Raw genomic sequence first — 15,060 nt, forward strand, 5'->3', positions numbered from 1 at the left:
AACTTTTCGTAAATTAATCCGATAACATGTCCAGTGATGCTTTTTATTAAAAGGAGTCAATATGGCTAGCATTTCCTCTTCGGCAGGAGCCTTATCCGGGTTAGATCCAAATTTATTGGATAAGCTTGAAGCAAGCGAAAGAAAACGTTTACAACCAATAACCCAGCAACAAACCAGCTATAAAGCTAAACTTACTGGTTTCGGTACGTTAAAAGGGAGTTTGGAAAAATTAAAGAGTGCATCTGAAGAACTCAAAAAATTTGATAAACTCAATACCACTAAAACCAGCGAAGATCATAAAACATTTACTCCGAGTACAGATTCAAAAGCCAGTCCGGGTAACTATGTTATTGAAGTTCAACAGCTTGCCAAGGCTCAGTCTTTGCAATCTAAGGCATTTCCTGATGTAAAAGCCCAATTAGGGGAACAGGGTAAAGGCTCCCGTACCATTATTATTACGCAACCAGGTGAAGAAAAAGCCGGTGAAGAAAAAGAAAAGCCAATACGCATTTCCCTGAAAGATAATGAAACTTCTCTGGTTGAAATTCGTAATGCGATTAATAAACAAGAAAGCAACGTTAATGCCAGCATTATCAAAGCAGAAGATGATAAAAACTATTTAATCCTGACCTCGAAAAAAGCAGGCACAAAATCAGTTATGACGATTGAGGTTCAGGGTGATACTAAACTGGGTGAGTGGCTGAACTACAAGTCTGACGACAAAGGCAGTGGCACTGGTAAAATGACACAAGTGGTGGAACCTGCCAATGCAAAATTAACAATCAATGGCATTAAGATTGAACGCCAGACTAATGAAATAAAAGATGCACCAGAAGGCATTACGCTGAATCTGAAAAAGGTTTCAGAAAAAAAAGAAGTCGAAATCAACGGCAAGACTGAAAAAAGACCGGTACCAGAAACACTGGTGGTTTCTCGTGACATTGAGCCAATGAAAGAAGCGATTAAAAAGTGGGTTGATGCCTATAATGAGCTACAAAACACGTTCAGTTCATTAACCAAATACAAGAAAGTTGGAACAGGTGAAGCACCTTCAAAAGATAATGGTCCCTTGCTTGGTGACAGTACTTTAAAAGGTATTCAAAGCCAGCTAAAACACCAGCTCGTTGCAGCACAAAATGTTGCTGATATTGCTACTCTAAATAAACTGGGCATCAAACAAAAATTGGATGGTACACTGGAAATCAGTAACGAAAAACTGGAAAAAAAACTGAAAGAGAAATCAGCCGATGTTAAGGCTTTCTTTATGGGTGATGGAGAAAAAACCGGTTTTGCAACCACAACTTATAATTTCTTGAAAAAAACCTTGGATAGCCACGAAGGGACTATCGCAACAGTTACCGAAGGTATCAATAAAAGTCTGAAGACACTGGAAAAACAAGCAGAACAGACGAATAGAAATATTGAAGCCACAATGCAACGTTATAAAAAACAATTTACCGCGCTGGATAAACTCACCACTTCAATGAATCAGGCAGGTTTATCCCTGGCCCAACTTTTAAGATAATAAAAGGACACTAATGTATCAACGTTCGGCAAGCCAGTTATACGCTCAGGTAGATCTTGAGAGCGAAATTATGAATGCCTCTCCCTATCAATTGATTCAGATATTGTTCAACGGGGCGCTCAGCGCCCTGCGTCGTGCAATCATTCTGATGCAACAAGGGAATATTCCAGAAAAAGGGATAGCTATTTCAAAGGCGATTAATATCATTGATAATGGTCTCAAAGAGGGATTAGATTTCGAGAAAGGCGGCGAGATTGCCCAGAATCTTTTTGCTTTATATGATTATATGGGTCGCCGTTTACTCCATGCCAATTTACGCAATGATGAGAAGGCTATTACCGAAGTGATTGATTTACTTACCGAGATTTCAGATGCTTGGCGGCAAATAGGTCCTCATTACAACGCCAGTCAGGATATTGTTTAATGAAAAATGATACGGATCTTTTGTCAGCTTATCAGCAGATCCTTAGTTTAAGTGAGCAAATGATTGATTTAGCTAGAAATGAAAAGTGGGATGAACTGATTGATATGGAGATCACTTATCTGAAGGCAGTCGAAGTGGTTACTTTACTATCAGAAAATTCAGACGCACCTATTTCATTACAACAGCAATTGACCAAAATTTTGCAAACTGTCTTGGATAATGAAAAAGAAACTAAGAGATTGTTGCAAAAAAGGTTAAATGAACTCAGTGACCTGATTAAACAGGAAAGTTGTAAACAACGCTTACATGATACATACGGACAGTTCCCGACTAATAACTATGAAATGGAGTTAATTACGACGGAATCGAAATAGATATCACAAAGGCACCCGTGATTCCATTTAACAATAACTCTGATTAATGGTGTCATTTATTTTTTATTTCAGGTGGTGTTAATTCGTCACTATCGTTTTTTGGGTTAATCTAATTCGGCACTTTATTGTATTGATATTTTGCAAACAATCAAGGTATCTTATCTATATTTTTTAACAAAAATTTAACCATCAAATGATAGTGGCGATTCTGCTACTATGAGGCAATTAACAGGCGAATCCAAGGAATAATACAAATCAAAATATCTGATAATAACCGGTACCGAGTTTAATCACAGTAGTACCCTCGGATTTGTCGTTGATGATGAATTTGCCATCGGGATAGATTTGGATGATAGGGGAAACCAGCCCCCTAAGTTTTTGCTATTGGTAATTAATTTTTTCTTTTAATTCTTTTATTTTACTTTCCAGATTGGGAACATTTTTACTGGCAGCTTGTTGATAATGTTCAAGTGCTTTTTCATAATCTTGAGGTTCAATCTGACCACGTTCATAAATCATTTCCAAATTTAAGTGAGCGTAACCATCATCTAACGCTGCTGATGTAAGAAACCATTGCATAGCCTTGCGTGGATGCGTGAAAATAGCGATGACCAAATTAAATTACTCAATGAAAAACTCGCAGTTGCCCCATATATGCCCCAAGAAATTAATGAAAAATAAATATTTATTTTTTATCAACGAGATAAATATCTAAACCTGCATATTCATAATCTCGTGATACGCACTGACCAGTTTATTCCTCACTTGAATACCCATTTGCAGAGAAATAGTCGATTTTTGCATATTCACCATAACATCATTTAGCTCCACCCCTGGAACTCCCAGAGTGAAATCTTGTGCCTGCTTCGTCGCTCTCAGGCGTGTTTGGTTTATTTTTTCCACGGCCGCAGTCAGTTGACTGGCAAAACCACCTTGTATTGGAATAGGTTTGGCAATGTTTGCTGCTTGTAAAGCCTGAACCTGCATCTGTTGCAGTACACCTTCAATTGCCGGAATTGACATAAAAACCTCGCGTTAAATCACCCTATTGATTATGTGATTAAGTGCCATATTAGCCGTGGGCTGGTTGGCAATTTTCCACTACTGCCACCGTAACATAGCCTTTTTAAACTAAAGCGGGTAATTGAAGTAAAAATTCGAAGCTTATTGTGCCATTAAAAGAGGTGTGAACAGCGAATAATGACGGGATTAATAATAGGAAGAATCTTTTCGCTTGCGTATGGGGAGTCTGTTTTGTTACGCCACGCTTTTAGTATTCATGTTGACCAGCAAGGCAAGGATCGTCTATGAGTGCAGCAACAACCGACGTTGAAAACCAAAATAAAGGCTTCAACGCTATCATCAGCAGGATAAAAACTGATCCAAAAGTTCCGTTATTAGTTGCTGGCTCTGCTGCCATCGCTATCTTCGTCGCCCTGTTTCTCTGGTTGCGCAGTCCCGACTATCGGGTACTTTACAGCAATCTGAGCGATAAGGATGGTGGCGAGATTGTTACGCAATTAACCCAAATGAATATCCCTTACCGTTTTGCCGAGAATGGTGCGGCACTCATGATACCTACCGATAAGGTGCATGAAACGCGTCTGAAACTGGCACAACAAGGGTTGCCCAAAGGGGGAGCCGCGGGTTTCGAACTATTGGATAAAGAAAAATTCGGTATCAGCCAGTTTAGTGAGCAGGTAAATTACCAACGCGCGCTGGAAGGTGAGTTGGCTCGTACCGTGGAATCGCTCGGCCCAGTCCAGAGCGCGCGCGTCCATCTGGCTCTGCCTAAGCCTTCTTTGTTCGTTCGTGAACAAAAATCGCCGTCAGCCTCAGTAACTGTGGGGTTGCTACAAGGCCGTGTACTGGATGAAGGACAAATTAATGCTATCGTGCATATGGTTTCAAGTAGTGTTGCCGGCTTACCCGCAAGCAATGTCACGATTGTAGATCAATCCGGTCGCCTGTTAACACAAAGTGATGCCACTAGCCGCGATTTGAATACCACTCAGTTGAAATATACACAGGAAGTGGAAAACCGTTTCCAGCATCGGATTGAAACCATCCTGGCGCCGGTGGTCGGCCGGGGCAATGTGCATGCACAGGTCACTGCACAAATTGACTTCTCTCGTCGCGAAGAAACAGCAGAAGAATATAAACCTAACCAGCCACCGAATCAGGCTGCTATCCGTTCTAAACAGAGCAGCACCAGCGAGCAAAGCGGCGGACCATTGGTCGGGGGCGTGCCAGGGGCGTTGTCAAATCAGCCAAGTGCTGCACCAAGTGCACCAATCGAAAAACCGAACGCAAATGCCAAAGGCAACGGTGACGAAAAATCTGACCAACAGCGCAGTAACGCTAACAAAAACAATAGTTACGAGCGTATGTTAAGCAACAACCGCAATAACCGTTATGACGAAACCACTAACTATGAAGTAGATCGCACCATTCGTCATACACAATTGCAGGCTGGCGCAGTGGAACGCCTTTCGGTTGCAGTTGTGGTCAACTATGCCACCGTGAAGGGAGAAAATGGCCCTGAAACACAAGCGCTGACACCAGAACAGCTATCACAAATCGAAGGGTTGACTCGTGAAGCAATGGGCTTCTCTGCTGACCGTGGCGATAGCCTGAATGTGGTTAACACACTGTTCAATGACACCAGCGAAGTGATAGAACCTTTGCCATTCTGGCAGCACTCTGCCCTGCTGGAGAAACTGTTAGAAGCAAGTCGTTGGTTACTGTTGGTACTGGTTGCATGGCTACTGTGGCGTAAGATGATCGTGCCACAAATCGCTAAAAAACGTGCCGCAGAAAAAGCTGCGCTGGAAGCGCAAAAGAACCCGCCGAAACAGCAAACAGAAACCAATGCTGAATTGGACGAAAAAATGCGCCGTAAGCTAGCTCGCCAACGTGTCAATGTTGAGCTTCAAAGCCAGCGTCTGCGTGAACTTGCAGAAAAAGATCCTCGCGTCGTCGCGCTGGTGATCCGTCAATGGATGAGTAACGAACAATGAGCCTGACCGGAACAGAAAGAAGTGCCGTCATGTTAATGACCTTGGGAGAAGATCAGGCGGCCGAGGTGTTCAAACACCTGAATTCCAGAGAAGTGCAACAACTGAGTGTCGCGATGGCGGGGATGAAACAAGTCTCTAACCAGCAACTGGTTGAAGTACTGGCAGAGTTTGAAGAAGATGCGGGACAGTTTGCTGCCCTCAGCATCAACGCAAATGACTATCTGCGCAATGTACTGATCAAGGCATTGGGCGAAGAACGGGCTTCCAGCCTGCTTGAGGATATCCTTGAGTCCCGTGATACGACGACGGGCATCGAAACCCTCAACTTTATGGAACCGCAGATGGCGGCCGACATGATCCGCGATGAACATCCGCAGATCATCGCCACCATTTTGGTTCACCTGAACCGTGGTCAGGCTGCTGATATCCTCGCCCTGTTTGATGATCGCCTGCGTAACGATGTCATGCTGCGTATCGCTACTTTTGGGGGCGTACAACCATCTGCGTTGGCAGAATTGACGGAAGTACTGAATAACCTGCTGGATGGTCAGAACCTGAAACGCAGCAAGATGGGAGGTATTCGTACTGCGGCTGAAATCATCAACTTGATGAAAAGCCAGCAAGAAGAAGGTGTCATTGAGGCAGTTCGTTCCTACGATAACGAACTGGCACAGAAAATTATTGATGAAATGTTCCTGTTCGAAAATCTTATCAGCGTGGACGATCGCAGTATCCAACGCCTGTTGCAAGAGATTTCCACCGATTCCTTACTTGTGGCATTGAAAGGTTGCGATCAGGCATTGCGCGATCACTTCCTCAACAATATGTCGCAGCGTGCTGCTGAAATCATGCGCGATGATTTGGCAAACCGTGGCCCTGTACGGATGTCTCAAGTGGAAGCCGAACAGAAAGCCATCCTGCTTGTTGTTCGTCGTCTGGCAGAAAGTGGCGAAATGATCCTAAACGGTGGTGACGATACCTATGTCTGATAAGTCGAATAATGGAAACTGGCGGCCATGGCAGCCAGGCGAATTGACTCAGTGGGAAACCCTGCGGGCAAAACTGGAACCCATAGATGAGGAACAGCAGCCAAGCGAACAAGATCGGCTGCTGGAACAAGCAAGAATACTGGACGAGCTAAAAGAGCAGGCGCGTCAGGCTGGTCATGTGCAGGGCTTTGCAGAAGGCCAGATTCAAGGCTATGAACAAGGGGTTCAGGAAGGCCGCCAAGCCGGATTGGAACAAGGTTTGCAGGAAGCCAAACAACAACAGCAAGTTATTACTGATCAGTGGAAAGCCTTGCTAACGGACTTTAGCCATTCACTGGATGGGTTGGATACCGTGATTGCTTCCCGCCTGATGCAACTTGCATTAACTGCTGCCCATCATATTCTGGGGCAACCTGCGGTTTGTGATGGCACTGCCCTGCTGAATCAGATCCGCGAATTTATCCAGCAAGAACCTATGTTCAGCGGCAAACCCCAATTGCGTATCCATCCACAAAATATTCCTCTGGTTGAGCAGCAACTGGGGGAAGTTTTGGCGCTACACGGCTGGCGTTTAGTTGCGGATAACAAACTGCATCCGGGCGGCTGTAAAGTCAGCGCCGATGAAGGGGATATGGACGCCAGTTTAGCTACCCGCTGGCATGAAATGTGTCGTCTGGCAGCACCGGGAGAATTGTGATGACGGCAAGATTGGGTCGCTGGTTGGCAACTTTGGATTCATTAGAAAAGCGGCTGGAAAAAACACCAAAAGTACGTCGCTATGGGCGCCTGACCCGCGCCACAGGCTTGGTACTGGAAGCCACTGGCTTACATATGCCTCTCGGTGCTACCTGCCTGATCGAGCGCCAGAATGGCAACGCCATTGAAGAGGTTGAAAGTGAAGTCGTCGGCTTCAATGGCGAAAAACTGTTGCTGATGCCACTGGAAGAATTAGAAGGTATTGTGCCAGGCGCTCGCGTCTATGCCCGTTCTTATGGCGAAGATGCGAGCGCCGGACGCCGATTACCTCTGGGAGCGGAATTACTCGGCAGAGTTCTGGATGGTGCAGGCCGCCCCCTTGATGGTTTACCTGCCCCCGATACAGGTTATCGCGCCCCCTTGACAACAACGCCATTTAACCCCCTGCAAAGAACCCCTATCAGCAATGTATTGGACGTTGGCGTTCGTGCCATCAATGCCCTACTGACAGTGGGACGTGGGCAACGTATGGGATTATTTGCCGGTTCCGGCGTCGGTAAAAGTGTGCTGCTTGGCATGATGGCTCGTTATACCCAAGCTGATGTGATCATTGTGGGATTAATTGGTGAGCGTGGTCGTGAAGTTAAAGACTTTATCGAAAATATTTTGGGCACGGAGGGATTATCACGCTCGGTCGTCGTTGCCGCTCCCGCCGACGTTTCACCTTTACTGAGAATGCAAGGCGCCGCTTATGCAACGCGCATCGCCGAAGATTTCCGAGACAGAGGCAAACATGTCTTGTTGATCATGGATTCTCTGACCCGTTACAGCATGGCACAACGTGAAATTGCACTGGCTATCGGCGAACCACCAGCAACCAAAGGTTATCCTCCTTCTGTATTTGCCAAGTTACCGGCACTGGTGGAAAGAGCCGGTAATGGTGTCAGTGATGGCGGCTCTATTACTGCATTTTACACCGTGTTGACAGAAGGTGATGACCAGCAAGATCCAATTGCCGATGCTGCGCGAGCCATCCTGGATGGTCATATCGTACTATCACGTTCACTGGCGGAATCTGGTCATTATCCTGCTATTGATATCGAGGCTTCTATCAGTCGTGCCATGACCGCGCTGATCGACAATACTCATTATCGGCGAGTACAACATTTCAAACAGTTGCTTTCCAGCTATCAACGCAACCGGGATTTGATCAACGTTGGTGCCTATGCTGCGGGTAGTGATCCTCTGCTTGACAGGGCGATTGAGCTTTATCCTCATATGGCCCAATTCCTGCAACAAGGCATTGACGAGCGCAGCGAATACGATGAAGCCTGCACTCAGCTTCAACAATTATTGCCAACATAATATTTTGCCTATGGGAGTTTAACCAAAAAATACTTTTGCCAAGGGGTATAACATTTATCAATACGGTGCCGATATAAATTTACTATTGATGTCATTCAGTAACGCTGATGTCTGTTTGGTGATTAATACGAGGAAATACATGCAACAACACTCCCCTCTCATGACTTTGCGTGAACTTGCCCAGGATGCGGCAGAAAAAGCAGCATCGCAACTTGCGCAGATTCGGCAAAGTCACCAACAAATGGAGCAACAACTCACGGCGTTAATGAATTATCAGGATGAGTATCGTACCCGTCTGAATGACACGCTCAGCAGTGGTATGTCCTGCTCTACTTGGCAAAATTACCAGCAGTTTATGAGAACGCTGGAAATGGCAATTGAACAGCACAGATTACAGCTCAACCAATGGAAAAAGCGTCTTGAACAAGCCATGTCACAATGGCAGGAAAAACAGCAACGCCTGAATGCCTTCGACACACTGCAACAGCGGGCAGAGCATAATTTGAAGTTACACCAAAATCGCATGGAGCAAAAACAAATGGACGAGTACGCACAACGCGGTGCACAACGGAGAATGAAACAATGAATCTCACTCTTTTGCCTACTGATTTAAAATTCACGGACAAAGGTACGGATAAAAGTCAGCCGACTTTAAATAATACCGTGATCGGTAACCATTCTTCTCAATTTGGGCAACTTCTCAATGCAGAAACAACCTCTATGCGGAAGCCCACTACTCAAGTGGATAAAAATAGTCTGAAAGAGGAAAAATCCACCTCTGATAAAACAGCAGAAAGCAGCTGGCCGCAATTGGCAGCAGTGCCAGATAACAGCATGGTCAAGGATAAATCATCGGTAGAAACAGCACCGCAAGAAAACAGTGCCGAATTTGCTGTATTAAAAGATGAAGATCTCTTATCAGCCGAAACATTAAGTGCGACGATACCAATCCAGCTTGCTGAGCTGCTGACTCCTCATACAAATTCCGCTGTTCTTACTGAAAACTCACAGGGTTTGATGGGCAATGAATTGTTAGAAAATAAATTGCTGGAAAATTCTTCACCAGAAGATGCATTGCCGGAAACTGCCTGGCTGGATAGCGAAAACAGCCCTGCTAATACACTGTTGGTCAGCAACGCCAAAGATAGCAGATTAACTGACAACAATTTTGTTGAACTGTCTAAAGCGGGTGAACAAGGTGAAGACATTCAACTTTCGGCTAAACAGGTGGCGCTCCCTCTGAACAATAAGACAGAGAGTTCTGTCAGCCTTCAATCTGAATTGGCACCGCTCGCCGGACAACTCAAACTGGCTACCAATAACCTTGCCACCAATAATAAGGTTGAATCTGGCAAGGCTCTTCTCAAAGAGACAATCTCAGGCAATAGCAAAGATCCAAATCTGCTCCAGATGGCAATTCAGGCAACGCCTGCATTGCCATCTTCGACGGCAGAAACAGCTTCTATTGACTCACCTACGGTATTGGCAACCCCTTCCCTGCTTTCAACCGGACAGCAGTTTCAGCTTAACAGTACCACTACACCTTTATTAAAGGCTCATCTTGGCAGCGAAGAGTGGCAGCAACAGCTCAATCAACATGTGCTGTTCTTTAACCGTAACGGTCTACAACAGGCAGAACTTCGCTTACATCCTCAAGAACTGGGAGCATTGCACATCCGCATGAGTGTTGAAGACAATCAGGCACAATTGCATTTTGTTTCTGCCCATCAGAATGTTCGTGCGGCTCTGGAAGCGGCATTACCCGGGTTACGCCATGCATTGGCTGAAAACGGCATTCAATTGGCACAAAGCAGTGTCAATAGTGATGCCCAAGGCAACAGTCAACAAAAGTATTTTGCTGATAACCATGCCAATAACCCGAACAGCAATTCTGATTCCCATGCTGAAACGCAAGAGTCTGGTTTAGTGGCTGCAACCGGGATCACAACCCCCTCTGTATCAGCCATCAGGGTGACACCTCAACAACTCACCTCGGCCAGAGGAGGTATTGATATTTTTGCCTAATTACCACCTAAACATTAGCCTAATTTCGTGGGACGTCGGAATAAAACGAAAACAGGTCGATAACAAACGTGTGAGTTAATGGTTTTTTCCCCGTTTGTTCCAGCCATTGCCGAAACAAAGACGCGGGATAATTGATCTCGATTTTGATGGATAAGGGCTTCGCCACGGAATGCGCGGAGACTTATTCGCAACAGAAAACAGGAATTTATCTGTCCATGTCTGATTATAGCTACGAGCATAAACGCACAAATCCAATTTGGATGATACTGTTAGTACTGATTGCTGTTCTTGGTGTTGCCATCGGAGGGTATAGCTGGTGGGTAATGAATCAGTCAGCCAATAACAGTACAGAAAAAACCAAAGCCATTGATGCCCCCGTATTTATGACCTTGGAGCCTTTTACCGTCAATTTGATCGACAACGAAGAGCATTTCGATCGTGTTCTCTACGTTGGCATCACATTGCGTCTGACTGACGAGAAAACCCGTCAGCGCTTCCATGAATATCTGCCAGAAGTTCGTAGCCGCATGTTGCTGTTATTATCTCGTCAGGAAGCCACCGATCTGGCAAAAGATGATGGCAAGAAGCATTTGGTGACAGATATCAAACAGATACTACACCCGACACTAATACCCGGTGAACCCGATCAAGAAGTCACCGATGTGTTATTCACCACGTTTATTCTGCGATAATCACAATGAGTGACAATATTCTTTCACAAGCAGAGATCGACGCTCTGCTCAATGGTGACAGTGCCTCTGCTGATGACGTAGAACAAACTGCGTCCCGAGAAAATGAGGTTCGCCCTTACGATCCCAATACACAACGCCGTGTTGTACGCGAACGTTTGCAGTCACTGGAAATCATCAATGAACGTTTTGCCCGCCAATTCAGAATGGGGCTGTTTAACATGCTACGCCGTAGCCCGGATATTACGGTCGGCGCTATCAAGGTTCAGCCTTACCACGAATTTGCCCGCAATCTGGCCGTGCCAACCAACCTCAATCTGGTTCACCTGAAACCATTGAGGGGAACGGCGCTATTCGCTTTTGAACCCAGCTTAGTTTATATCGCCGTTGATAACTTGTTTGGGGGTGATGGCCGTTTTCCAACCAAAGTGGAAGGTCGTGAATTTACCTATACCGAACAGCGGATCATTAATCGGATGCTGAAACTGGCACTGGATGCCTATCGTGATGCATGGGATTCCATCTTTAAACTTGAAGTGGAATACGTGCGTTCCGAAACGCAGGTGAAATTCACCAATATCACCACTTCACCGAATGACATCGTGGTGACTACACCGTTTCAAGTAGAAATCGGTGCATTGACCGGGGAATTCAATATTTGTATTCCATTCGCCATGATCGAGCCTCTGCGCGAGCGCCTGACCAATCCCCCAGTGGAAAATATACGTCAGGAAGAGAGCCAGTGGCGTGAAAGTTTAGTGAAGCAAGTTCAACATTCAGAATTAGAACTGGTGGCCAACTTTGTTGATATCCCTTTACGGCTGTCAAAGATCCTTGAATTGAAAAAAGGCGATGTCTTACCGATTGAAAGACCCGAACGTTTAATCGTTCACGTTGATGGTGTGCCTGTGCTCACCAGTCAATATGGAACACTAAACGGGCAATATGCCCTGCGTGTTGAACACCTGATTAACCCTGTTTTAACTGCTCTGGATGAGGAAAAGCCCAATGAGTGATGCTAAACAACCTACAGATACCAGCTCGACTGAAGATATGTGGGCAGAAGCGCTGGAACAACAGGCCGCACAGCAAACCTCTGACGGCGGCGCGTCAATATTTGAGAATCTGGAAGCGCAGGATGCGTTGGCCCAGCTTTCCGATATTGATTTGATCATGGATATTCCTGTCAAGCTTTCTGTCGAGCTAGGCCGTACTAAAATGACCATCAAACAACTGTTGAGACTGTCACAAGGCTCAGTCGTTCCCCTTGATGGTCTGGCGGGAGAACCATTGGATATTCTGATTAATGGTTATTTGATCGCGCAGGGAGAAGTGGTTGTCGTATCCGATAAATACGGTATCCGTATCACAGATATCATCACTCCTTCTGAGCGTATGCGTCGCTTGAGTCGTTAACTATGATGGCGAACCAGCCTTTCGTTCATACCTCTTTTCAACAGGATGCAGCACTTGATGCTGCACCTGTTAACACGGCCGCCAGCCATGCCCATGTGAATATGATCAAACAGACAGGCAATAGTGATCCCCTGCCAGCCAGTCAAACGCTGATGCAAGTCAGCAGTGCCCTGGGCGGTGTTTTATTGCTGATTTTCTTCATAACATGGCTAGTTCGCCGTTTGGGTTTTTCCCCGGCTAAAAGCAAAAATCATCGTTTGCTAAACGTTAAGGCAAGCTGTTCCCTTGGGCCGAAAGAACGGGTTGTTGTGGTAGAAGTCGAGGATAACTGGCTAGTTTTAGGAGTCACATCCCACCAGATCAATATGCTGCATCAAATGCCTGCCCCCCCTGACAACGTGGACAAGGAGACCGCGCTCAAGTCGCTGCCATTTGGTCAGATGCTAAAAAATACACTCCAGCGAAACAGCAAAAATGACAAGGACGATGATGAAAAATAGCGTTTTTTTTATGACAGGCAAAAAATTTGTCTCGCGGCTTTATCCAATGCGTTTGACGGCTCTGTTTATGGCGCTCCTGCTGCCACTGTTCCCCATGAACGCGGCAGCCGAGTTTCCTGGTATCATCAGCCAGCCCTTAGCCAATGGCGGACAAAGTTGGTCATTGCCAGTCCAAACCCTGATTTTCATCACGGCACTGGGGTTCATCCCTGCTGCTCTGCTAATGATGACCAGTTTTACCCGCATCATCATTGTACTTGGTTTGCTGCGCAATGCGCTGGGAACGCCTTCTGCCCCGCCTAATCAGGTTATGTTGGGTTTGGCGTTGTTTATGACTTTTTTCATTATGGCGCCAGTATTTGACAAAGTTTACCAAAACGCTTACCTACCCTACAGTGAGGATAAAATCACACTGGAAGTCGCACTGGATCAGGGAGCCAAACCTTTACGCCAATTTATGTTACGTCAGACACGGGAAAATGATCTGGCACTGTTTGCCCGTCTTGCCGATCAGGGCGCATTTGAAACGGCGGATGCTGTTCCAATGCGCGTGCTCGTTCCCGCGTTTATTACCAGTGAATTGAAAACCGCATTCCAAATTGGCTTTACCCTCTTCATTCCGTTCTTGATCATCGATCTGGTTGTTGCCAGTGTCTTGATGGCGTTGGGGATGATGATGGTTCCACCAGCTACTATCTCACTGCCGTTCAAACTTATGCTGTTTGTTTTGGTAGATGGCTGGCAACTCTTGCTTGGTTCACTGGCACAGAGTTTTTATGTTTAATCAATAGTGTTATGTCTAGCGTGAAATCTTATTGGAATAAAGAGCAAAAAGCGGTTTGAGAAAATTATGACTCCAGAATCGGTAATGGCCCTCGGTGTTGAAGCAATGAAAGTGGCGTTAGCACTGGCTGCCCCCCCCCTTTTATCTGCCTTAATCAGTGGCTTGATCATCAGCTTATTACAGGCGGCAACTCAGGTAAACGAGATGACCTTATCGTTTATTCCGAAAATCCTGGCCGTCTTCGTGACTATCGTCACTGCCGGACCATGGATGCTAAATTTATTGCTGGATTACATGCGCACGCTGTTTAGCAGTATTCCGACTATTATCGGTTAATTATGATCCCGTTTGATAGCGAAACACTTTCCCGCCTCGTCAGCGATTTTTTCTGGCCATTGGTGCGTCTGTTGGCCTTGTTCAGCACAGCCCCCATTTTCAGTGAAAAGCAGATACCGATAAAAGTTAAAATTAGTCTGGCCTTAGCGATCACCGCTTTACTCGTTCCAACTCTCCCCTCCCCGCAAATTCCGATTTTTTCTGTTGCCGGAATTTGGGTCTTGATACAACAAATATTGATTGGTATGGCCTTGGGACTGACCATGCAAATCGCCTTTGCCGTAGTGCGGCATGCAGGTGAAGTACTCGGCTTACAAATGGGACTTTCATTCGCCACATTTTTTGATCCTACTGGTGGCCCGAATATGCCTATCTTAGCCCGCATCCTCAATATGATGATGATGTTGCTGTTCCTGGCTCTTGATGGACATTTATGGCTATTATCAATTCTGGCAGATACGTTTTATTCCATTCCCGTTCAATCAGCCCAATTGAATCCAAAGGGTTTTCTGTTGCTATCCCAAAGTGCCAGTCTAATTTTTATCAATGGCATGATGCTGGCAATGCCAATGATTACCCTACTTTTGGTTTTGAACTTCTCCCTGGGCATGTTAAACCGCATGACACCACAACTTTCTGTATTTGTGGTCGGTTTTCCGTTGACTCTGACTGTAGGGATTTTCACGCTTTCCCTGTTATTTCCAACATTGGTGCCATTCACTGAGCGGTTATTTGGAGAAATGTTTGACCATTTGGCGATAATCATTCATGAACTGGTACTGTAGCTGTTATTTTTCTGATCAACCCGCCAATCTGGCGGGATAACTTCCATCTTGTCCTGATATTCCTCTTCAACCATCCACCATAGTACCCGCATCTAAAATTAACACTTTTACAACAAAAAATATCGACATAGA

Annotated in this window: 19 protein-coding genes; 16 read left to right on the forward strand and 3 right to left on the reverse strand. The window is 45.5% G+C overall.

All coding sequences use genetic code 11. The annotated features are described in order from the left end of the window. The first annotated feature begins 61 nt into the window (after positions 1–61). Genes fliD through fliT form a run of 3 tightly spaced genes read left to right on the forward strand, consistent with a single transcriptional unit; the run spans position 62 to position 2,323 of the window. Positions 62–1,525, forward strand: coding sequence for a flagellar filament capping protein FliD (gene fliD / locus BDE27_RS08925; protein ID WP_099131291.1), 1,464 nt, complete (start codon positions 62–64; stop codon positions 1,523–1,525). Positions 1,526–1,538: 13 nt separating this feature from the next. After that, positions 1,539–1,949, forward strand: a complete 411-nt coding sequence (fliS, locus tag BDE27_RS08930; RefSeq protein WP_099131292.1) for a flagellar export chaperone FliS — start codon at positions 1,539–1,541, stop codon at positions 1,947–1,949. Next, positions 1,949–2,323, forward strand: a complete 375-nt coding sequence (gene fliT, locus BDE27_RS08935; protein ID WP_099131293.1) for a flagella biosynthesis regulatory protein FliT — start codon at positions 1,949–1,951, stop codon at positions 2,321–2,323. The genes fliS and fliT overlap by 1 nt, the downstream gene beginning before the upstream one ends. A gap of 255 nt (positions 2,324–2,578) precedes the next feature. Here fliT and BDE27_RS20595 read toward each other — a convergent pair whose 3' ends face one another. From BDE27_RS20595 to fliE, 3 genes are all read right to left on the reverse strand, one after another. Next, on the reverse strand, positions 2,579–2,689 hold the full coding sequence (locus BDE27_RS20595) for a phage tail fiber protein (protein ID WP_478207857.1): 111 nt from the start codon (positions 2,687–2,689) through the stop codon (positions 2,579–2,581). A gap of 15 nt (positions 2,690–2,704) precedes the next feature. Next, positions 2,705–2,902, reverse strand: coding sequence for an SEL1-like repeat protein (locus BDE27_RS08940; protein WP_099131294.1), 198 nt, complete (start codon positions 2,900–2,902; stop codon positions 2,705–2,707). Positions 2,903–3,034: 132 nt separating this feature from the next. Continuing rightward, on the reverse strand, positions 3,035–3,346 hold the full coding sequence (gene fliE, locus BDE27_RS08945) for a flagellar hook-basal body complex protein FliE (protein WP_099131295.1): 312 nt from the start codon (positions 3,344–3,346) through the stop codon (positions 3,035–3,037). Between the two features lie 284 nt (positions 3,347–3,630). Between fliE and fliF the strand changes: the two genes are divergently transcribed. From fliF to fliR, 13 genes are all read left to right on the forward strand, one after another. Beyond that, positions 3,631–5,343, forward strand: coding sequence for a flagellar basal-body MS-ring/collar protein FliF (gene fliF / locus BDE27_RS08950; RefSeq protein ID WP_099131296.1), 1,713 nt, complete (start codon positions 3,631–3,633; stop codon positions 5,341–5,343). Continuing rightward, positions 5,340–6,332, forward strand: coding sequence for a flagellar motor switch protein FliG (fliG, locus tag BDE27_RS08955; protein ID WP_099131297.1), 993 nt, complete (start codon positions 5,340–5,342; stop codon positions 6,330–6,332). The genes fliF and fliG overlap by 4 nt, the downstream gene beginning before the upstream one ends. Next, a complete protein-coding gene (gene fliH, locus BDE27_RS08960) occupies positions 6,325–7,029 on the forward strand; it encodes a flagellar assembly protein FliH (protein WP_099131298.1) in 705 nt (234 codons plus the stop codon). Before fliG ends, fliH begins: the two co-directional genes overlap by 8 nt. After that, positions 7,029–8,393, forward strand: coding sequence for a flagellar protein export ATPase FliI (gene fliI, locus BDE27_RS08965; RefSeq protein WP_099131299.1), 1,365 nt, complete (start codon positions 7,029–7,031; stop codon positions 8,391–8,393). Before fliH ends, fliI begins: the two co-directional genes overlap by 1 nt. Before the next feature lie 139 nt (positions 8,394–8,532). Next, complete coding sequence (gene fliJ / locus BDE27_RS08970) at positions 8,533–8,979, forward strand: flagellar export protein FliJ (RefSeq protein WP_099131300.1); 447 nt, start codon at positions 8,533–8,535, stop codon at positions 8,977–8,979. Then, complete coding sequence (locus tag BDE27_RS08975; protein WP_099131301.1) at positions 8,976–10,418, forward strand: flagellar hook-length control protein FliK; 1,443 nt, start codon at positions 8,976–8,978, stop codon at positions 10,416–10,418. The genes fliJ and BDE27_RS08975 overlap by 4 nt, the downstream gene beginning before the upstream one ends. Before the next feature lie 215 nt (positions 10,419–10,633). Further along, complete coding sequence (gene fliL / locus BDE27_RS08980; protein ID WP_099131302.1) at positions 10,634–11,110, forward strand: flagellar basal body-associated protein FliL; 477 nt, start codon at positions 10,634–10,636, stop codon at positions 11,108–11,110. 5 nt (positions 11,111–11,115) lie between these two features. Further along, positions 11,116–12,123, forward strand: coding sequence for a flagellar motor switch protein FliM (gene fliM / locus BDE27_RS08985; RefSeq protein WP_099131303.1), 1,008 nt, complete (start codon positions 11,116–11,118; stop codon positions 12,121–12,123). After that, positions 12,116–12,523, forward strand: coding sequence for a flagellar motor switch protein FliN (gene fliN / locus BDE27_RS08990; protein ID WP_047767905.1), 408 nt, complete (start codon positions 12,116–12,118; stop codon positions 12,521–12,523). The genes fliM and fliN overlap by 8 nt, the downstream gene beginning before the upstream one ends. Before the next feature lie 2 nt (positions 12,524–12,525). Next, positions 12,526–13,023: a flagellar biosynthetic protein FliO gene (gene fliO / locus BDE27_RS08995; protein ID WP_099131304.1), complete on the forward strand. Its 498-nt coding sequence runs from the start codon at positions 12,526–12,528 to the stop codon at positions 13,021–13,023. Between the two features lie 46 nt (positions 13,024–13,069). Continuing rightward, complete coding sequence (gene fliP, locus BDE27_RS09000) at positions 13,070–13,807, forward strand: flagellar type III secretion system pore protein FliP (RefSeq protein ID WP_099131468.1); 738 nt, start codon at positions 13,070–13,072, stop codon at positions 13,805–13,807. Between the two features lie 66 nt (positions 13,808–13,873). Beyond that, the gene (fliQ, locus tag BDE27_RS09005; protein ID WP_099131305.1) at positions 13,874–14,143 is read left to right on the forward strand and encodes a flagellar biosynthesis protein FliQ; all 270 of its coding nucleotides are present in this window, start codon (positions 13,874–13,876) and stop codon (positions 14,141–14,143) included. A gap of 2 nt (positions 14,144–14,145) precedes the next feature. After that, positions 14,146–14,928: a flagellar biosynthetic protein FliR gene (gene fliR, locus BDE27_RS09010; protein WP_099131306.1), complete on the forward strand. Its 783-nt coding sequence runs from the start codon at positions 14,146–14,148 to the stop codon at positions 14,926–14,928. Positions 14,929–15,060 lie beyond the last annotated feature (132 nt).

This window comes from Xenorhabdus ehlersii (assembly GCF_003610465.1).
Lineage (GTDB): Bacteria > Pseudomonadota > Gammaproteobacteria > Enterobacterales > Enterobacteriaceae > Xenorhabdus > Xenorhabdus ehlersii.